Source organism: Youngimonas ophiurae (nom. illeg.) (assembly GCF_049803795.1).
GTDB lineage: Bacteria > Pseudomonadota > Alphaproteobacteria > Rhodobacterales > Rhodobacteraceae > Thalassobius.
Map to the genome: position 1 here is coordinate 16,294 of NZ_JBNAGJ010000003.1, position 17,398 is coordinate 33,691.

At 61.1% G+C, this 17,398-nt stretch carries 20 protein-coding genes; 2 read left to right on the forward strand and 18 right to left on the reverse strand.

Features of this window, described 5'->3' with window-relative positions; translation table 11 throughout:
• Positions 1-64 precede the first annotated feature (64 nt).
• The 15 genes from ACP15O_RS07785 to ACP15O_RS07855 form a co-directional block, all read right to left on the reverse strand.
• Entirely contained in the window at positions 65-1,381 is a 1,317-nt protein-coding gene (locus tag ACP15O_RS07785; RefSeq protein WP_425095504.1) for an ATPase, read from the reverse strand.
• Positions 1,382-1,495: 114 nt separating this feature from the next.
• Entirely contained in the window at positions 1,496-2,008 is a 513-nt protein-coding gene (locus tag ACP15O_RS07790) for a prepilin peptidase (protein ID WP_425095912.1), read from the reverse strand.
• Between the two features lie 14 nt (positions 2,009-2,022).
• The gene (locus tag ACP15O_RS07795) at positions 2,023-2,883 is read right to left on the reverse strand and encodes a tetratricopeptide repeat protein (RefSeq protein ID WP_425095505.1); all 861 of its coding nucleotides are present in this window, start codon (positions 2,881-2,883) and stop codon (positions 2,023-2,025) included.
• A gap of 29 nt (positions 2,884-2,912) precedes the next feature.
• Positions 2,913-3,476 (reverse strand): tetratricopeptide repeat protein, encoded by a 564-nt coding sequence (locus ACP15O_RS07800; protein WP_425095506.1) that lies wholly within the window; start codon positions 3,474-3,476, stop codon positions 2,913-2,915.
• Positions 3,477-3,484: 8 nt separating this feature from the next.
• On the reverse strand, positions 3,485-4,447 hold the full coding sequence (locus ACP15O_RS07805; protein WP_425095507.1) for a type II secretion system F family protein: 963 nt from the start codon (positions 4,445-4,447) through the stop codon (positions 3,485-3,487).
• Positions 4,448-4,457: 10 nt separating this feature from the next.
• On the reverse strand, positions 4,458-5,426 hold the full coding sequence (locus ACP15O_RS07810; protein ID WP_425095508.1) for a type II secretion system F family protein: 969 nt from the start codon (positions 5,424-5,426) through the stop codon (positions 4,458-4,460).
• A 5-nt stretch (positions 5,427-5,431) separates the two neighbouring features.
• Positions 5,432-6,883 carry a TadA family conjugal transfer-associated ATPase gene (locus ACP15O_RS07815; protein ID WP_425095509.1) on the reverse strand — a complete coding sequence of 484 codons (1,452 nt, stop codon included), beginning with the start codon at positions 6,881-6,883 and terminating at the stop codon, positions 5,432-5,434.
• Positions 6,884-6,900: 17 nt separating this feature from the next.
• Positions 6,901-8,151, reverse strand: coding sequence for a CpaE/TadZ family protein (locus ACP15O_RS07820; protein ID WP_425095510.1), 1,251 nt, complete (start codon positions 8,149-8,151; stop codon positions 6,901-6,903).
• 214 nt (positions 8,152-8,365) lie between these two features.
• Positions 8,366-9,037, reverse strand: coding sequence for an OmpA family protein (locus ACP15O_RS07825; protein ID WP_425095511.1), 672 nt, complete (start codon positions 9,035-9,037; stop codon positions 8,366-8,368).
• A 4-nt stretch (positions 9,038-9,041) separates the two neighbouring features.
• Entirely contained in the window at positions 9,042-10,475 is a 1,434-nt protein-coding gene (locus ACP15O_RS07830; protein WP_425095512.1) for a type II and III secretion system protein family protein, read from the reverse strand.
• A 218-nt stretch (positions 10,476-10,693) separates the two neighbouring features.
• Positions 10,694-11,566 carry a Flp pilus assembly protein CpaB gene (cpaB, locus tag ACP15O_RS07835; RefSeq protein ID WP_425095513.1) on the reverse strand — a complete coding sequence of 291 codons (873 nt, stop codon included), beginning with the start codon at positions 11,564-11,566 and terminating at the stop codon, positions 10,694-10,696.
• 185 nt (positions 11,567-11,751) lie between these two features.
• On the reverse strand, positions 11,752-11,946 hold the full coding sequence (locus ACP15O_RS07840; RefSeq protein WP_425095514.1) for a hypothetical protein: 195 nt from the start codon (positions 11,944-11,946) through the stop codon (positions 11,752-11,754).
• A 289-nt stretch (positions 11,947-12,235) separates the two neighbouring features.
• Positions 12,236-12,430, reverse strand: coding sequence for a hypothetical protein (locus ACP15O_RS07845; RefSeq protein WP_425095514.1), 195 nt, complete (start codon positions 12,428-12,430; stop codon positions 12,236-12,238).
• A gap of 169 nt (positions 12,431-12,599) precedes the next feature.
• Positions 12,600-12,794, reverse strand: a complete 195-nt coding sequence (locus ACP15O_RS07850; RefSeq protein WP_425095515.1) for a hypothetical protein — start codon at positions 12,792-12,794, stop codon at positions 12,600-12,602.
• 213 nt (positions 12,795-13,007) lie between these two features.
• A complete protein-coding gene (locus tag ACP15O_RS07855; protein WP_425095514.1) occupies positions 13,008-13,202 on the reverse strand; it encodes a hypothetical protein in 195 nt (64 codons plus the stop codon).
• Positions 13,203-13,544: 342 nt separating this feature from the next.
• Here ACP15O_RS07855 and ACP15O_RS07860 point away from each other — a divergent pair, with 342 nt between their 5' ends.
• The gene (locus ACP15O_RS07860; RefSeq protein ID WP_425095516.1) at positions 13,545-14,351 is read left to right on the forward strand and encodes a lytic transglycosylase domain-containing protein; all 807 of its coding nucleotides are present in this window, start codon (positions 13,545-13,547) and stop codon (positions 14,349-14,351) included.
• Here the strand turns inward: ACP15O_RS07860 and ACP15O_RS07865 are convergent.
• Entirely contained in the window at positions 14,335-15,228 is an 894-nt protein-coding gene (locus tag ACP15O_RS07865) for a LysR family transcriptional regulator (protein WP_425095517.1), read from the reverse strand. The two genes, ACP15O_RS07860 and ACP15O_RS07865, sit on opposite strands and share 17 nt — an antisense overlap.
• Before the next feature lie 94 nt (positions 15,229-15,322).
• On the opposite strand from ACP15O_RS07865, the gene ACP15O_RS07870 reads away from it, so the two are divergent.
• Positions 15,323-15,916 (forward strand): LysE family translocator, encoded by a 594-nt coding sequence (locus tag ACP15O_RS07870; protein WP_425095518.1) that lies wholly within the window; start codon positions 15,323-15,325, stop codon positions 15,914-15,916.
• 77 nt (positions 15,917-15,993) lie between these two features.
• On the opposite strand, the gene ACP15O_RS07875 is transcribed toward ACP15O_RS07870, so the two are convergent.
• Entirely contained in the window at positions 15,994-16,620 is a 627-nt protein-coding gene (locus ACP15O_RS07875; protein WP_425095519.1) for a CoA transferase subunit B, read from the reverse strand.
• On the reverse strand, positions 16,620-17,324 hold the full coding sequence (locus ACP15O_RS07880; RefSeq protein ID WP_425095520.1) for a CoA transferase subunit A: 705 nt from the start codon (positions 17,322-17,324) through the stop codon (positions 16,620-16,622). The genes ACP15O_RS07875 and ACP15O_RS07880 overlap by 1 nt, the downstream gene beginning before the upstream one ends.
• Positions 17,325-17,398: the final 74 nt, after the last annotated feature.

The following is a 17,398-nucleotide window of genomic DNA, read 5'->3' on the forward strand; positions in this document are numbered from 1 at the left end:
GCCTTCGGGCCCAGGGGGCGGCGCGTTTTCGCATCCCGATCCGGAATGCCGCGCGCCTTCCTGCCTATTTCACGATTTTTTCGTCTTTCACGAACATGTTGGCCCATGCGCGGTCAATCAGCTCGGGGGTCATCTGATAGGGGATGCCTTCGAATTCGCAGATCGCGATCATCTGATCAATCAGGAACACCGGCTGATAATTGGCATAGACGTTATCAATCGTCGGGTATTTGTTTTGCAGCAGATGAACCAGGGCGTTCTCGTCCAGGGGCATCTTTTTCTTGCGGGCCACCAGGGCAACGATTTTCAGGAAATTTTCCTGGCTGGGCCCGTCGATCTTGATCTTGAAGAAGATCCGGCGCAGGGCGGCCTGGTCGAAGATTTCATTCGGGTGAAAGTTGGTGGAAAAGATCACCAGCGTATCGAAAGGCACCTCGAATTTTTCACCCGATTGCAGGGCCAGGATGTCTTTGCCTTCCTCCAGCGGAACGATCCAGCGGTTGACCAGCGACTGGGGCGGCTCGGACTGGCGGCCAAGGTCATCGACGATGAAAATCCCGCCTGAGGATTTGAATTGCAGCGGCGCCTGATAGGTGCGCGCCGTGGGGTTATAGACCAGATCCAGCATGTCCAGCGTCAGCTCGCCCCCGGTGATCACGGTGGGCCGGTCACAGCGCACATAGCGCGTATCAAAGGTGCGGCGGCGGCGCAGGGAATTGGGATCGTCAATCTCGACCTCGGCGGCGGAATGGACGATCGGGTCATAGACGGTGATCACCTGACCGGAGTATTCGATGGCCCGAGGGACATAGATTTTATCGCCCATCGCGTCGCGGATGCCGTTCGAGATGGAGGATTTCCCGTTCCCCGGCGGCCCATACATCAGGATCGAGCGGCCTGAGCTAACGGCCGGCCCCAGATTGCCCAGCAGATCGGGCGGCAGCACCAGATGGCCCATCGCGTCGGTCAGTTCTTGACGGCTGATCTGGATGTTGCGGATGGACTGCCGTTTCACCTGTTCGCGGTAGACGGCCATCGGCACGGGCATCGCGCCGAAATATTCCGATTGCGACAGCGCGTCCAGCGCCCGCGATTTGCCCGCGTCGGTCAGCTGGTATCCCATCTCGTTGCCGCTGTTGGCGTTCAGCGTGCCGGTGGCCTCCAGCAGGCGCTGCTCGCGCGCGATGTCCACCAGTTCCTGGGTCACCTGACGGGGCAGGCAAACGGCCTCGGCCACGTCCGATACCATCGAGACATTCTTGCGAAAGATGGTTTTCAGCAGGATGTCCCGCATCATCGGCAGGGGCAGCCGCATGTCTTCCAGGCTGCTGGGCGGAGGCGGAGGCGTCACCCGATTGCCGGGCTGGGCTTGCATGTTCATGGCGTCTGATCGTCCCGTTGCATGAGTCTGCGGCCCCTTGCAGGGGGCTTTGGGGCAATCTGGCCGAACAAGGTGGCAAAAAGATGGAGAAGAGCCGGAAAAATCGCGAAGCCGTCAGGCCCCGCCCAAGGCCCCCAGCAACAGATAGATCGACAGGGTCGAGGCCAGCGGCAGGCCCATGGGGAAATCGCGTTTGCGGCTCCAGCTTTCCCAATCGGGGGCCATGCGGCGCAGGGGCGTGAACTTGGCAATCCGGTGCGCGGTATAGCCCGCCAGCAGGCAGGCGGCGAACAGCGCGATCATGAACCGCAGATCCCCCAAGGCGACATAGGGCGCGGCGGCGGCGGCGAATTTCGCATCGCCAGCCCCCACCAGACCGGCGGCGTTGATCACGATCCCGATCAGCAGGATCACCACCAGATGCAGCATCTGCCAGCCCATGGTTTCCAGCGGCATGGTGAACGGCGCGACCAGCACGAAAATCACCACCAGCGCCAGCACGGCCTTGTTGGGGATGCGCATGGCCTTCATATCGGACCAGGCCACCCAGACACAGACGGGCAGGGACAGAACGAACAGAACCAGCGCCGCAGTCTGCGGAATGGCCAGGTTGATGTTGGCGATCATCTCGGACACGGGGATTAGTTCGTTACGTTATCTTCAAGCGCGCGCAGGCTGCGCACGGCGGCCTCGAAATGCTGCGGATGAGTGTCGATGGCTTCGCGCAGAAGGCCCTTGCCGGTGGAAATATCGCCCTGTTTCACGGCGCTTAGCCCCAGGGTATGCAGCAATTGCGCCCGCTCGATCTGAGTCATCGGAATGACGGGCAGGGTATAATTGCGCTGCGCCCCGCGGGCCAGAACCAGGTTGTTTTTCGCGGTAAAGAGCTTCTCATCGTTGCGGATCGCATCGGTGAACAGACGTTCCGCATCCGAGAAATCGCCCCGCGTCAGTTTCGAATAGCCCCAGTTGTTCAGCACACCGGCCGGGCGGGTCGTCAGGCCCACGGCGATCTCATAGAAACTGTCGGCCTTTTTCCATTCCTTATCGGAATCGGCAACCATCGCCTCCAGCCGGTAGCGTTTGAAGGTCTCAAAGGTGGGGGGCACGGTGTCCAGCACCTTGTCGGCCTCGTCCCAGTTGCCGGTGCGGATCAGAGCATCGGCCAGATCCACCTGATCGTCATTTGTGGCCTGGGGGTGCTCCACGACTTTTTTCCAGACGGGGACGGCCTCGGTGGGGCGTCCGGCCCGGATCAGAGAGGTGGCCAGACCGCGCCGCAGGTCGATCCGATCGGGGCTTTCCTTGACCGAGCGGGTGAAGTACGTCACCGCCTCATTGGGGTCCGCCACGGTCAGCATGATGTCTGACAGATTGTTCTGATCCACCGCGTTCACGGCGCTAAGTGCCCTATCTACCTGGTTTTTTCCGCGAATTTGATCGCACGCAGACAGGCCGACGACGCCAGCCAGGCACAAGGAAAAGATGAGAGTGTGGCGCATTTTTGCGTCCTTTTACTGCTCTTGCCCAATTAGGGTATCTGGCGGATCAGGTAGTCGCTGCTACCACGCCGTACCACTTTATAATCTTGTTCTTGTTCAGCATCATAGGCCGGTTTTTCCGATTTTGCGAGTGCCAAGCGCAAATTATCGCGAATTGAGTCACTTTCGCCATTATCCAGCGCATAGGCCTTCTGGAAAATCTGCACGGCCTCGGCCGATTTGCCCCGCTCCATCAGCACGACGCCCAGGTTGTTCCAGACCTCGGGGATGGCCTGATCGGTGGCGACGGCGCGGCGCAGCAGGGTTTCGGATTGTCCCAGCCGCCCCAGCCCCAGATTGGCGGTGCCCAGCCCGGCCAGCACGTCCACTGTCATCCCGTGGGCCAGCGCGGCGCGCGAATAGGCCTGAAGCGCCAGCTCATATTCGCCCGCATCCATCAGGCGCTGACCGACCAGCAAACCGTCCACCGCCTGCCCGCGTTGCGACAGGCCCGGCGCGGTCAGCCCGTCCTTTGATGCACCAAGGCCGCCCGAAGAACAGGCGGCCAGGCTTAGCGCTGTCAGCAGGGCCAGCCCTGCCTTTGCTGTTGTCATTTATCTGCTCACTTGCCCAGTTCCAGAATGCCAACCGCCGAGGGCGCAACCAGAATGATCAGCAGCGGCGGCACGGTCAGCGCCATTGTGGCAAGTGTCATCTTGGTGGGCAACTTGTTTGCCGCTTCCTCGGCGCGCATCACGCGTTTGTCCCGCATTTCCCCTGCGTAAACCCGCAGCGCCTCGGCGATTGATGTCCCGAAGGTGGCCGATTGCACCAGCACGGTGACAAAGCTGGACACATCGGGCACGCCGCAGCGTTCGCCCATGTCGGACAGAACGGTGGATTTGTCCTTGCCGGCCTTGATCTGGTGGCTGACGATTTCAAATTCATCGGCCAGCGAGGGATAGGACGACCGGATTTCCTGCGATACGCGGATGATCGACTGATCCAGGGACTGGCCGGCCTCGACGCAGACCAGCATCATGTCCAGCGCATCGGGGAAGCCTTGGGTGATTTCCTCCTGGCGTTTCTGCTGGCGTTTGGTGACCCAGTATTTGGGCATCATATAGCCAAAACAGCCCGGCCCCAGAATCCACATGAGCGTCTGCTGCGTGGTGGGTTCCTTGCTGGACAGCACCGCCACGAAATACAGCACCCCCAGCGCCAGACCGCCCAGGCCCAGGGCAAACTGCGCGAAATGGTAAAACCGCACCGCGTCCTTGGAGCGATAGCCCGCTTGCAGCAGCTTTTGCCGAACGGCCGAGTATTCCTTCTCGTTCTGGGGTTCCAGAAAGGTGGAATATTTTTCCAGCTTGTCGTTTGATTTGGCGCCGCGCAGCTTGGCGGCTTTGGTTGTCGTTGACTGCTCGCGCTTGGTGTCCTTGTTCAGTTTTTCCAGAGGGTCGGCCTTCTGGTTCATCAGGATCATCGCGGCGATGATGATCAGAGCCACAGCCAGGAACCCAACCAGAATGACGGGGCCAAAGGCGCCCAGCTCGGGGCCAAGGATTGCGTTGAAAATGTCCATGATGCTCTCCTCAGACTTTGATGTTCACCAGCATCCGCATGATGATCAGGTTGGCGCCCAGAAACAGGCCAACCGCGATACAGGCGGGCACGAACAGATAGTGATCCAGCACGTTGTCATAGTAGTTCGGGTCCATCACGTTGATCGCGATCAGCGCCAGCACGGGGAAGGCGGACAGAAAGTTGCCGGACCACTGGGCCTCGGCGGTGATGGCTTTGACGCGGCGGAACAGCTTGAAGCGCGCGCGGATCACCTGCGCCAGACCATAGAGAATCTCGGCCAGGTTACCGCCCGATTGCTGCTGGATGGTCACGGCCACGGCCAGGAACCGCAGATCCTGCATGTCCAGACGCTCGGCCATGTCTTTCAGAGCCTCGCCCACGTCGCGGCCGTACTGTGCCTCGTCTGCGATCATGCCGAACTCGGTGGCCAGGGGGTCTGCCACTTCTTTGGCGACGATCTGAATGGCCGAGCTGAACGGATGCCCCACACGCAAGGACCGCACCATCAGCTCCACCGCGTCGGGCAGCTGTTCTTCGATCATGCCCATGCGTTTCTTGGCCTTGGAGTTCACCCAGAAATAGATGCCGCCAATGCCCATCCCGGCGGAAACCGCCGCCCGCACCGGCACCGAGGTTTCGGTGCCCACGGTCAGCCCGATAAAGGCCACCACGCCCAGCACGCCCATCATGATGATCAACTGCGTGGGGGTAAAGGCAATCGCCGCCTTTTGCGCCCGGTCCGCCAGAATGGCATAGATCGGGATCGAGCGGGACTTCATGTGCTGGCTCATCTCCTTGCGGAGCGTCTCCATCACTTCGGATCGGTTGTTGCCTTTCTCCAGCATCTCCAGCCGGCGGTTCACCCGGTTGTTCAGGCTGATCGAGCGGCCAAAGACCGTCAGGTAGACGCCCTCGACCAGCACCAGCACGCCGACGAAGATCAGGCCGTAAATGAGGGGTTCCATTGAAATGGCCATGGGCGTTACTCCGCTGCGACAGGTTCAAAGATGGACGGGGGCAGGTCATAGCCCCACAGGCGGAAGCGTTCCGAGAAGTGCGAGCGCACTCCGGTCGCGGTGAAATGCCCCATGATCTTGTTGTCCGGGGTCAGGCCGACGCGCTGGAAGCGGAACACCTCTTGCATCGAGATCACGTCGCCCTCCATCCCGGTGATTTCCGTGATCGAGGTCATCCGGCGCGAGCCGTCTTGCAGACGCGAGGCCTGCACGATCAGGTTCACAGCGCTGGAGATCTGGCTGCGCACGGCCTTGATCGGCATTTCGATCCCGGCCATGGCGATCATGTTTTCCAGACGGCTGACACCATCGCGGGCCGAGTTGGCGTGGATCGTGGTCATCGAGCCGTCGTGGCCGGTGTTCATGGCTTGCAGCATGTCGATCACCTCTTCGCCGCGGGTTTCGCCCACGATGATCCGGTCCGGGCGCATCCGCAGCGCGTTGCGCAGACAATCGCGCTGGCTGACCTCGCCCTTGCCTTCGACGTTGGGCGGGCGCGATTCCATCCGGCCCACATGTACCTGTTGCAGCTGAAGTTCTGCCGTGTCCTCGATCGTCAGGATCCGTTCCGAATTATCAATGAACGAGGACAGCGCGTTCAGCGTGGTGGTTTTACCAGACCCCGTACCACCCGACACGATCACATTCAGACGCGTGGCCACGGCGGCCTGTAGATAGGCGGCCATTTCTTCGGAAAAGGCGCCGAAACGCACCAGGTCATCAATGCCCAGCTTTTCCTTTTTGAACTTACGAATGGACACCAGGCTGCCGTCCACCGCAATCGGGGGCACCATGGCGTTGAAGCGCGAGCCATCGGCCAGACGGGCGTCAACGTAAGGGTTCGATTCATCGACGCGGCGGCCCACGGCGGACACGATCTTGTCGATGATCCGCAGCAGGTGCTTTTCGTCCTTGAAGGTGATGTCGGTCAGCTCCAGCTTGCCCGAGCGTTCCACAAAAATCCGCTGCGGCCCGTTCACCAGAATATCGTTGACGGATTCGTCCTTTAGCAGGGTTTCCAGCGGGCCCAGGCCGGTGACCTCGTCAAACAGTTCCTGGTTCAGCGTCGTGCGATCCTCGCGGTTCAGCACGATGCCCTTTTCCTCAAGGATCTCCGAGGTGATGGCGCTGATTTCCGAACGTAGCTCGGCCTCAGAGGCGGTCTCCAGCGCGGCCAGGTTCAGGTTGTCCAGCAGGGCGCGGTGCAGTTCCAGCTTGATTTCAGACAGGCGTTCCTTGCGCTTGCGTTCCTTATCGGCGGCGGGGGCCTGCGCGGCGGCCTTGGGCATGGGTTTGCGGATCACCACCGGCTTGACCGGGGCCTCTCCAACCGGGGCGGTCTTGGGCGCATCGGCGGGTTTGGCGGCCTGAGGGCCGGGCTGTTTGGTGCCTGCGGGCTTTTTGTAACGCGAAAACATGGTCTGTCCTCTGGTCCTTAGCTGGCGATGGCTTCTTGTTCGCCCAGCTCATGCAGCGATTGGGCAAGCTTGGCGATTTCCTTGCGCAACGGATTTTTGCTGGCGCTCTGAGCCAGCGGCAGGCCGTGATCGCCGGCTTGGGTGACGGCTTTGCCCCCATCCGGCATTTGCAGGTCAATCGAGATGCCCAGGCTTTCGGCCAGGCGCTTGATGCGGGATTTTCCGCTTAGATCGGTGAATTTCGGGGCGCGGTTCAGAACAAAGCGCAGCTTGTCAAAGGGCAGATCCTCGGATTGCAGGGCGCGTTTCAGGCGCAGCGCGTTCTGGGCCGAGCGCATGTCCATTTCCAGCGTGGCGAAATAGACATGGGCGGCGTTCAGCACGGCCTCGGTCCAGACGACCAGGGTTTTGGGCATATCCACGATGACATAGTCAAAGTGCCGACGCGCCATTTCGATCACGCGCATGATGTCCTCTGAGGTGATCAGATCCAGCGGGATGATATCCGCCGGCGCGGTCAGCACATGAATTTTGTCTTCGAAGGACATCAAGGCCTGCATGAACACGTCATCGTCCATGGCCTCGGTATCCGACAGCATTTCAAACACCGCATCCCGGCGGGGCAGATCGAAATAAGTCGCGACCGAGCCAAATTGCAGATCGAAATCCAGCACGCAGACGCGCGGGGGAGTTTCCCCTTTCTTGGCGGCCTGCACCAGTTCCCAGCCCAGATTCACAGCCAGAGTGGTGGCGCCCGTGCCGCCCGCCAGCCCGTGAACGGCGATCAGAACGCCCTCGCGATCATGGGAGGATTTGGCCGGGGCGGCGGGTTGTTCGGGGTGGTATTGTATCTCGGGTTCGGGAGTGCGCAGACGTTCCACAGCCGCGCTCAGCTCATTTTCCGGCAGCGGGTAGGGCACGAATTCATCGGCCCCCTGGCGCAGCAGCTGGTGCAGCGCGGCGGGGCTGACATCATCGGCGATCAGCACCACCTTGATGTCGCGCTGCTTGGCCTGGCTGATGATTTCCCCCAGCAGGATCAGGTTGTCTTCGTCTTCGGAATCGATGGCGATCGCCACGAATTCAAGAGGTTCCGAATCGGGCTGCTGGAAAAACGGCAACGCATCGGCAAAGCCCAGGTCGCCCCAGCTTTCCCCTAGCAGAGCCTCCATGTCTTCGATCAGCAGATCGAAATTCTGCACGTCCCGGCTGATGGTACAAGCCAGCAGGGGGCTTGCCTCGGGTTGCAGGTTGGCTTCACTCGTCATTGCCTCGTCTTCCTTTTCAGGTTCACAAGCAACAGCCGGAGCGCAGGTTTTGTTCTGTTTTTGCCCCAAACTGTGCTTGCCGCGTTCCAACATGCGGAACGCACCAATCCCATTGAGGCTAAGATCGTTGCCAACTTGGGCGGAAATAGGGCCAAAAGATCGTAATTGTTGGAAATCTTTTGACTATTCCGGGGAATCGGCCGGATTGTTCAGATTATTGGGTGGTCTGGAATTCCGTGCCCTGGATGCCGCCCAGTGTGCTGGGGGGCTTGGCCGATGCGATGTATTCGCGATAGATGACCTCGGCGTATTTCCCATCCAGAAGCGACGCATGGCGCTTTACGAAACCGCTGACTTCGGTGACGGTGCGGCGGTTGCGACGCTCGCGCCCTTCGGTCACGATCAGCGGCTGGGTTTCCCCATGCGAGACCACGGCCTCAAGCCGCGAGCGGCCGATGCCCTGCGCAACCAGATAGTTCACCACGGCGCGCGCGCGGCGCAGGCCCAGGCGCTGGTTATATCCCTGAGAGCCCACCGCATCGGTGTGCCCATAGACGCGGAACCGGACCTCGGGGAATTGCTTGATCCAGCTGGCCTGCTGGCGCAACGCGGTGCGCGCGGCCTGATCCAACTGCGAGGAATTGAACGCAAAATTCACGGTCGAGCCAACGTCAGCGTCAAAACGGCGTGCCAGATCAACGACATAGCCGCGCTCGCCGCTCATGATCTGGGTGTTGTTCATGGTCGCGTTGCCAAAGTCGCCCCCGGCGATCAACGCCCCGGCCTCGCGGGTGAAGGTCGAGTAGGACTTGGTGCCTGCGCAGCCGCTGAGCGCGAGCGCGCTGCCAATCAGAAGGGTGGGCAAAAGAACCGGACGTTTGGGCATCATATCAATCCATCACATAGCCATAAGAGCCGCTGAAATCCTGCCGGGCGACCTCGCCGGCGGCACCTTTCAGGCGGCGGCTGTTGTCGCGGGCGACCTTGCCGTTCAGGAACAGGTCTTTTTCCGAGGGCGGGGTGATGCGGTCGGTCGGCAGGGCCAGAACCTCGCCGCGGGTCGGGGTCACCAGATGGGCGGTGACGATGATCACCAGCTCAGACTGCGAGCGCTGATACTGCGCGCTGCGGAACAGCGTGCCCAGGATCGGGATGTCGCCCAGCCACGGCACCTGGCCGTTGGTGTCGATGAATTCATCCTGCAAAAGCCCGGCAATCGCAAAGCTTTCGCCATCGCGCATTTCCACCGTGGTCGAGGTTTCGCGGCGGCGGAACGCATCAATGGTAAAGGCGTTCGAGGTAAACCCGTTCGTCGGATCCACCGAGGACACGGCGGCCTCTAGCTCTAGGTTGATCAGATCGCCGTCCACCACACGGGGGATGAAGTTCAGCTCGACACCGAAGGGTTTGAATTCAACCGTGACCGAGCCGTTATCCTGCGCAACCGGGATGGGATATTCGCCGCCCGCCAGGAACTTGGCCTCCTGGCCCGACAGCGCGGTCAGGTTCGGTTCGGCCAGGGTGCGCACGACGCCTTTGGTTTCCAGTGCTTCCAGCAGCACGCCCACTTCGACCGACCCGGCCGAGAAACCGAACAGCATGGCACCGTTTGCTTCAGAGGTGGAGGGGATCACGCCGCCCAGCGAATTGCCCTGCGAGCCCGAGTTGTTATTGGTGTTTGTCCCGCCCGAAACATTGGCATTCCCGCCCAGGATACCGCCATCCAGCGCCAATGAGGTGCTAAGCGATTTGGACACGTTGCGCTCCATCTCGGCGAAGCGGACTTTCAGCATGACCTGTTGCACGCCGCCGACGCTCATCAGGTTGGACACGCGTTGCGGGGCATAGCGTTCAGCCAGGTCCAGCGCCCGTTGCAGCCGCGCCGAGGACGACACGGTGCCCGACAGGACGATGCCGTCATTGGCGGTGCGGACCTCGATTTTCTCGCCGGGCAGGATCTGCCGCAGGCGTTCCTTGAATTCGGTGATGTCGGCGGCCACCACAACATCCACGTTCGTCATCAACCGCCCCGAGGCATCCAGAATCGTCAGCGTGGTGATACCGGGCGATTTGCCCAGCACATAGATCGTGCGATCCGACAAAGAGGAAATATCCGCAATCTCGGGGTTGGCGATGGACAGCTCGGCGAAAGGAGAGTCGCTCTCGACCACGATAGCCCGGTTCATCGGTACATTCAGCGAAGAGGACGTTCCGCGTTTGACAACGCGCAATGTCTCGGCCTGCACCGGAGCGGGGATGCTGCTAACAGCAAATGCCAGGGACAGCCCCAGAGTGGCTGCTTGGAAAAACGTCGCGATTTTCATGTGACCTGCCTCTTCGATCACGCCTCGGAAATGGGTCTTTGCGCCCGTATTTCCCGCCACCATGCGCGAAAACGGGAAACTTTGCAAGAATCAATGGGTTCGAGCGCGATTCTGATGTGAAACTGCGGACCGCCCCCGAAATTCTGCGGCGAAAATGCAACGGGACGACCAGGCTATGGCCGCCCCGCATGTTCTGCGATCTGCTGCACACTGCGTGCTTAGTTGGTGCAGGGGATCGGAATTTCCACCACGTTCGAACCGCGGCGCGTCTTGATCGTGCAGACCTCTTCTTTCTTGGCGATCTGCTGTTCGATCACCGGGGCCTCGTCCTTCAGACCCAGCAAAGACCGCATGTCCACCTCGACCGATTGGGCGATGCTGTCATCCTCGGCGCCGACCAGGGCCAGCGACAGACGGCCGGTGGATTGCGCCTGAGCCAGCGCGGCCACCTGCTGCGAGTTCGCCGACACGGTGACGGTACGGGCGATCTCGGCCTCGGTTTTGTCGCCATTGGCGGTCTGGTCCACGGCGATCAGCTTGATATTGGGCTGGATCAGCTTGGTGAATTCGCGGCGGTCGTTCATCACCACGCCGGGCACTTCGCCGGTCCAGTAGACATCCACGACATCCCCAGGGCGCAGGAAGCCCGAAACCCCCGTGGCCACGTCCACCTTGATCGTAAAGGCGCGCATCCCCGGTTTCAGCCGCGAGGTCAGGCCCGCGTCTTCCCCCGGTTCGGTGACTTTGATGGCCAGGATGGGTTCGTTGGGTTCCATCGCCCGCAGCACCACGCGGCGCATGTCGGGGTTTTTAGGGTCCGGGAACAGTGAATCCGCCGTCAGGAAGGCCCCCTCGGGCATCGCTTGTTCGGGCCATTTCACGAACCGGACGTCCTCGGTTTTCAGCGACTCGCCATAGCGCAGCGCGCGTTTGGCAACGATGACATCGACGGTTTTGATCACCTCGGCCTGGGCGGCATTGGCATGGGCCAGCTGCGTCTGGAAGTCCGAGATGTAATTCTTGGCCATGTAGACGGCGAAGCCTGCCAGGGCCAGCCCTGCGATCAGAACAAGTCCAAAGACTGCACGCATGTCTTTTCCTTTCGTTATTCTTCTGCCTCGAATCCGGTCATGCCGGGTTTCAGCTGTCAGATGTAGCAGCCGATTGTGGCGGAATGTGGCCGGGTAGGGGACAGTTTGGCGACCCCACATAAAAAGAGCCGCGACGGGCGCGGCTCTTTCAAATCTCACGTCAGGCCAGTGTGGCCTGCCCCGGCTTACGAGCCGATGGTGGTGGTGGCGTCGGCCGAGTTCAGGGCAGTCGTCATCTCGGTGGTCAGGCCCGAGGTGGAGGTCTCAACTGCGGTGAAGGCTGCAACGCCCAGGCCCACGACGGCTGCGGTCAGAACGACCCAGTCAACAGTCACGGCGCCGTTTTCGTCTTTGCGGAAGTTTTTGATGAACTTGATCATGGTTTTGTCCCTTCAGGATTAGTCTAGGTTTCAGTGTCTTCCAGGGTGGCGTGGTGCAGTCTGGGCTCTCTCTGTTTCCGTCCTGCTGCCTCCTTGGCATGGGTATAATTAGCCACCCGATTCAGGCGAGATTTGGGCGCGATTGGTACAATTCTGAAGAATTTCTTAATCCTTTTCGCGGCATCTCGGGTTTCTGCGCGGCCCTTGGTGTGGGCCCCGGAATCAAGAAGAGCCGCGACATGCGCGGCTCTTTCAAATCTCACGTCAGGCCGGTGTGGCCTGCCCCGGCTTACGAGCCGATGGTGGTGGTGGCGTCGGCCGAGTTCAGGGCAGTCGTCATCTCGGTGGTCAGGCCCGAGGTGGAGGTTTCAACTGCGGTGAAGGCTGCAACGCCCAGGCCCACGACGGCTGCGGTCAGAACGACCCAGTCAACAGTCACGGCGCCGTTTTCGTCTTTGCGGAAGTTTTTGATGAACTTGATCATGGTTTTGTCCCTTCGGAGTTTGGTTGGACCGCCTCGGCGTTTCGGGCCTCTCTCACTTGCCCCGTCGCTGCGGTATGGTTGAAGATTGATGTTCAATTCTGGCCGGAGTTGGGCAGGATCAGACCGATTTCGAGGAAATTAGAGAACTTTTCCGTGCCCGGTTTGCGCGTTAGCTGCCAAAGGTCGTGGTGGCGTCAGCCGTGTTCAAAGCGGTCTGAGTGCGTCCGCTGACCGTGCCGACGGGTTCTTCGACCAGGGGCACGATGGCGATGATCAGGCCGATGATGCCGGCGGTGATCACAACCCAGTCAATGGTGACGGCACCATTTTCGTCTTTGCTGAATTTCAGTTTCCGTAGTGCCATTCGTGTAACCCTCTCTGGCAGTGATCTTACCTGTGCGCGGGTGCCCCGCCGTTCCGCTAGGATGATTGAACCCATTGTCGAAAGCCGGGCGCAAATAGGGCGAAATTTCATCCGATTGATAAAATCCGACGTATATGTCGGCTTTCATAAAAAGAGCCGCGACATGCGCGGCTCTTTCAAATCTCACGTCAGGCCGGTGCGGCCCGCCCCGGCTTACGAGCCGATGGTGGTGGTGGCGTCGGCCGAGTTCAGGGCAGTCGTCATCTCGGTGGTCAGGCCCGAGGTGGAGGTTTCAACTGCGGTGAAGGCTGCAACGCCCAGGCCCACGACGGCTGCGGTCAGAACGACCCAGTCAACAGTCACGGCGCCGTTTTCGTCTTTGCGGAAGTTTTTGATGAACTTGATCATGGTGTTAGTCCTTTGAAATAGGTTGCTCAGTTTCCCACCCCGGCGACAGTGGGCTGCCTCTCTCTGTGCCCGCTCCGTCGTGGTATGCTCATAATTAGCCACCCGATTTGGGCGAGAGTGGGGCGCGATTTCAGCAAAAATGTTGTTTTAGTAAAAATCGTTAAGAAATCCTTCATACATTTGAAAATAAACGATAATTTTTCATGCAGGGCGCCGGGCGGCTGGCCGCGAACCGCTGATTGTGGCAGAAAATCCCGAATTGGGGCGGCAAATCCGGCTCCACTCTGGCTTGTGGGCCCGTTTTCTGAGACACTTGGACAAAACAAACCGAGCAGCAGAACCATGAAAACCGCGAAACGGCTGTGCGGCGCCGTGCTGGCGCTGTTGATGGCAGGCAGTTCAGGTGCCGAAACCCCGGCACCTTTTCCCGATTTCACATTCAAACGGGTAAAGCCGCCCAGTGGCAGCGGCAAACGCATCACCGTGCAGATTGCGCCCAAACCCGCGCAGGTGCAGCCACAAGCCACCGCGATGGCCACTGCCCCCGCTGCGACGGCCACGGCATATGACTGGTTCTGGCAGCATGTCTCGCCCGAGCTGGCTGCCAGTGGGCCGGGGCGGCTGGAGCCGGCCTTGATTCACCTGGCCAACCCGCCGGCGGGTACGGGGGTGGCGGCCCCGCGTTTGCAGACCTTGCTGCGGATTGCCCGCGAACGGAATGCCGAGCTGCTGTTGAACACGGTCGGCACCGGGGTTTCGCCGGCCTTGGTTCTGGCGGTGATCGCGGTGGAATCGGGCGGGCGCGCGGATGCGGTCAGCGGGGCCGGGGCCGAAGGGCTGATGCAGTTGATCCCGGCCACCGCGGATCGGTTCGGGGTTTCGGATGCGCTTGAACCCGCGCAGAACATCAAGGGCGGCACGGCCTATCTGGACTGGCTGCTGACCGAATTTGACGGCGACCCGATCCTGGCGCTGGCCGCCTATAACGCCGGGGAAAACGCTGTGCGCAAACATGCCGGCGTGCCGCCATTCCCCGAAACGCGGGCCTATGTGCCCAAGGTTCTGGCCGCTTATGCCGCCGCGCGGGGGCTGTGCCGGACGCCTCCGCAGCTGATTTCGGACGGCTGCGTGTTCAACCTGCCGCGCTAGATGGCGGCCGGGGCAGCCCGTCCAGAAACGCCTGCGTGATCGGATTGCGGATTTTGGTGTTGGGCCACACGGCATGGACAGGCATCGGATCGACCGACCAGCCGGGCAGCACTGGCCGCAGCTCTCCGGTTTGCAATTGCGCCCTGACGAAATGCGCGGGGGGCGACGCGACGCCGACGCCCAGCACCGCCAGATCCGTCATTGCCTCGATACTGTCCACCACCACATTGCCCGATTGCGCGACCTGCACCTGGCGTCCGTCGCGATGGGTCATCCGGCGTTTGGCTGGCAGGCGTTCGAAGCGGATCCAGCACAGATTAGACAGATCGCCCGGCTGCTCCAGCCTGGGAACGCGCCGCAGAAATTCGGGGCTGGCCACCAAAGCGCGGGGCATCGTCCAGATGCGTTTGCAAGTCAGCGCCGAGCTTTGCATCTCTCCGGTTCGGAAGGCCAGATCAAAGCGATCCGCGATCAGGTCGGCGTGCCGGCGATCATAGTTCAGCGTCAGCTCGACCTGCGGATGATCCAGGGCGAATTGCGCGATATGCGTGGACAGAAAAGAATGCGCCAGCGCCGAGGTCAGCGTGATGCGCAGCGTACCGGACAGGCCGCCATCGGGGGTGCGCACCTGATGCAGGCCGCGCTGCGCGGCGTTCAGCATGTCCTGGGCCGCCGTGAACAGCGCGCGCCCGTCCTCTGTCAGGCTCAGCCGCCGCGTGGAGCGATAGAGCAACGGGCGCCCCAGCTCTGATTCCAGCGCGCTGACGTGATAGCTGACAGCTGAGGGCGCCAGATCCAGCGCTGCCGCGGCCCCCCGAAAAGAGCCCTGCCGCACGGTTTCCGCAAACACGGCCAAGGATTTTAAACGGTCGATCATTGTTCAGATTATTCGATCAGTCTGTACATATTGGTCAGCCTAACGCGTCGGCCTGAGGTTTGCTAGATCGGTTCAAAACCCAATGAGGCCCCGCGTGACCGATATTTTCGCCAAGCTTGTATTCGCCCTGACGCTGTCTGTTGCGCCAGGTCCGGTGAACCTGATTACCCTGTCCACCGGGCTGAATCACGGGGCCCGCAGCGCTCTGGGATTCGTGTTCGGAGCAACGGCGGGGTTTACGCTGCTGCTGGCGCTGATCGGGTTGGGCGCGCAGGCGGTGGCGGATCAGGCGCAGGCGGTTTTTGACGTCCTGGCCGTGTTGGGCGCGGGGCTGATCCTGTATTTCGGTGTCGGCCTGCTGCGATCCGATGGCGCACAGGACGCGGCTGCCGCGCCGGTGCCCTCGGCCTGGCAGGGGGCCGCGTTGCAATGGCTGAACCCCAAGGCCTGGGGCGCGTGTCTGGCCTCGGTCTCGCTGTTCGATTTGCAAGACAGCCCTGGCGCGCTTTGGGCGTTTGTGGCGATGTATTTTGTCGCTTGTTTTGTGGGGGTTGGCAGTTGGGCGCTGTTCGGCGCGCAGGCCGAGCGTTGGCTGAATACCGCCGCCCGCCGCCGGGTGTTCAACCGTATTCTGGGCAGTATTCTATGTGTCATGGCGGCGCTTTTCCTGCTTCAGGGGCTGCGCTGACGCATACTGCAAGGGCTGTGCTGACGCACAAGGCCCGGCCGTAGGGGGCCGGGCCTTGCCTGTTGAATCAAAGAGGATCAGACGATGGTTGCCTCGGTTGCGGCGCGCAGTTCTTCCTCGGTCACGCCCTCGGCGCATTCGACGATTTTCAGGCCGCCCTCGACCACGTCCAGAACGCCCAGGTTGGTGATGATGCGATCGACCACCGATTTGCCGGTCAACGGCAGGGTGCATTCCTTCAGCACCTTGGAATCGCCATGCTTGTTGGTGTGATCCATCACGACGACCACGCGGCCAACGCCGGCCACCAGATCCATCGCGCCGCCCATGCCCTTGACCAGTTTGCCGGGGATCATCCAGTTGGCCAGATCGCCGTTTTCGGCCACTTCCATCGCGCCCAGAATCGCCATGGCGATCTTGCCGCCGCGGATCATCGCGAAGGACTGCGCGCTGTCGAAATACGCGGTCTGAGGCAGCTCGGTGATGGTCTGCTTGCCGGCGTTGATCAGGTCGGGGTCTTCTTCGCCTTCATAGGGGAAAGGGCCCATGCCCAGCATCCCGTTTTCCGATTGCAGCGTGACCTCAACGCCTTCGGGGATGTAGTTCGACACCAAGGTCGGGATGCCGATCCCGAGGTTCACATACCAGCCGTCTTGCAGTTCTTGTGCGGCGCGGGCCGCCATTTGGTTACGATCCCAGGGCATTATGCTTCCTCCCGCTTGCGCACGGTGCGCTGTTCGATACGTTTTTCGTGGTCGCCCTGAATGATGCGGTGCACGTAGATGCCCGGCAGGTGGATCGCGTCGGGATCCAAAGAGCCGGTGGGCACGATTTCCTCAACCTCGACCACGCAGACCTTGCCGCAGGTGGCGGCGGGCAGGTTGAAGTTGCGCGCGGTCTTGCGGAAGATCAGGTTGCCGGTTTCATCCGCTTTCCAGGCCTTGACGATGGCCAGATCGGCGAAAATGCCCTCTTCCAGAATGTAATCCTGACCGTTCCAGGTTTTCACGTCCTTGCCCTCGGCAATCACGGTGCCCACGCCGGTTTTGGTATAGAAACCGGGGATGCCAGCGCCGCCGGCGCGCATCCGTTCGGCCAGAGTGCCTTGGGGGTTGAATTCCAGCTCCAGTTCGCCCGACAGGTACTGACGCATGAATTCTGCGTTTTCGCCCACATAGGACGAGATCATCTTCTTGACCTGCTTGGTTTGCAGCAGGATGCCGATGCCGAAATCGTCCACGCCCGCATTATTCGAGGCAAAGGTCAGATTCTTCACGCCCGATTGCTTGATGGCCTCAAGCAGCAGTTCCGGAATGCCGCACAGGCCAAAGCCCCCTGCGGCGATCAACATGCCGTCCTCCAGCAGCCCGTCCAGGGCCTCGGCGGCGTTTGCGTAGACTTTCTTCATGGATGTCTCCCTCAAACCCAAAATGACGGCGCGCTGGGGATTTCCCCAGCGTCGCGCGCCGGTCTGAGGGCGGT

Bases quoted from the DNA above. Each gene is read 5' to 3' on its own strand.
- ACP15O_RS07785 (WP_425095504.1), bottom strand. From the start codon at position 1,381: ATGAACATGCAAGCCCAGCCCGGCAATCGGGTGACGCCTCCGCCTCCG.
- ACP15O_RS07790 (WP_425095912.1), bottom strand. From the start codon at position 2,008: ATGATCGCCAACATCAACCTGGCCATTCCGCAGACTGCGGCGCTGGTT.
- ACP15O_RS07795 (WP_425095505.1), bottom strand. From the start codon at position 2,883: ATGCGCCACACTCTCATCTTTTCCTTGTGCCTGGCTGGCGTCGTCGGC.
- ACP15O_RS07800 (WP_425095506.1), bottom strand. From the start codon at position 3,476: ATGACAACAGCAAAGGCAGGGCTGGCCCTGCTGACAGCGCTAAGCCTG.
- ACP15O_RS07805 (WP_425095507.1), bottom strand. From the start codon at position 4,447: ATGGACATTTTCAACGCAATCCTTGGCCCCGAGCTGGGCGCCTTTGGC.
- ACP15O_RS07810 (WP_425095508.1), bottom strand. From the start codon at position 5,426: ATGGCCATTTCAATGGAACCCCTCATTTACGGCCTGATCTTCGTCGGC.
- ACP15O_RS07815 (WP_425095509.1), bottom strand. From the start codon at position 6,883: ATGTTTTCGCGTTACAAAAAGCCCGCAGGCACCAAACAGCCCGGCCCT.
- ACP15O_RS07820 (WP_425095510.1), bottom strand. From the start codon at position 8,151: ATGACGAGTGAAGCCAACCTGCAACCCGAGGCAAGCCCCCTGCTGGCT.
- ACP15O_RS07825 (WP_425095511.1), bottom strand. From the start codon at position 9,037: ATGCCCAAACGTCCGGTTCTTTTGCCCACCCTTCTGATTGGCAGCGCG.
- ACP15O_RS07830 (WP_425095512.1), bottom strand. From the start codon at position 10,475: ATGAAAATCGCGACGTTTTTCCAAGCAGCCACTCTGGGGCTGTCCCTG.
- cpaB (WP_425095513.1), bottom strand. From the start codon at position 11,566: ATGCGTGCAGTCTTTGGACTTGTTCTGATCGCAGGGCTGGCCCTGGCA.
- ACP15O_RS07840 (WP_425095514.1), bottom strand. From the start codon at position 11,946: ATGATCAAGTTCATCAAAAACTTCCGCAAAGACGAAAACGGCGCCGTG.
- ACP15O_RS07845 (WP_425095514.1), bottom strand. From the start codon at position 12,430: ATGATCAAGTTCATCAAAAACTTCCGCAAAGACGAAAACGGCGCCGTG.
- ACP15O_RS07850 (WP_425095515.1), bottom strand. From the start codon at position 12,794: ATGGCACTACGGAAACTGAAATTCAGCAAAGACGAAAATGGTGCCGTC.
- ACP15O_RS07855 (WP_425095514.1), bottom strand. From the start codon at position 13,202: ATGATCAAGTTCATCAAAAACTTCCGCAAAGACGAAAACGGCGCCGTG.
- ACP15O_RS07860 (WP_425095516.1), top strand. From the start codon at position 13,545: ATGAAAACCGCGAAACGGCTGTGCGGCGCCGTGCTGGCGCTGTTGATG.
- ACP15O_RS07865 (WP_425095517.1), bottom strand. From the start codon at position 15,228: ATGATCGACCGTTTAAAATCCTTGGCCGTGTTTGCGGAAACCGTGCGG.
- ACP15O_RS07875 (WP_425095519.1), bottom strand. From the start codon at position 16,620: ATGCCCTGGGATCGTAACCAAATGGCGGCCCGCGCCGCACAAGAACTG.
- ACP15O_RS07880 (WP_425095520.1), bottom strand. From the start codon at position 17,324: ATGAAGAAAGTCTACGCAAACGCCGCCGAGGCCCTGGACGGGCTGCTG.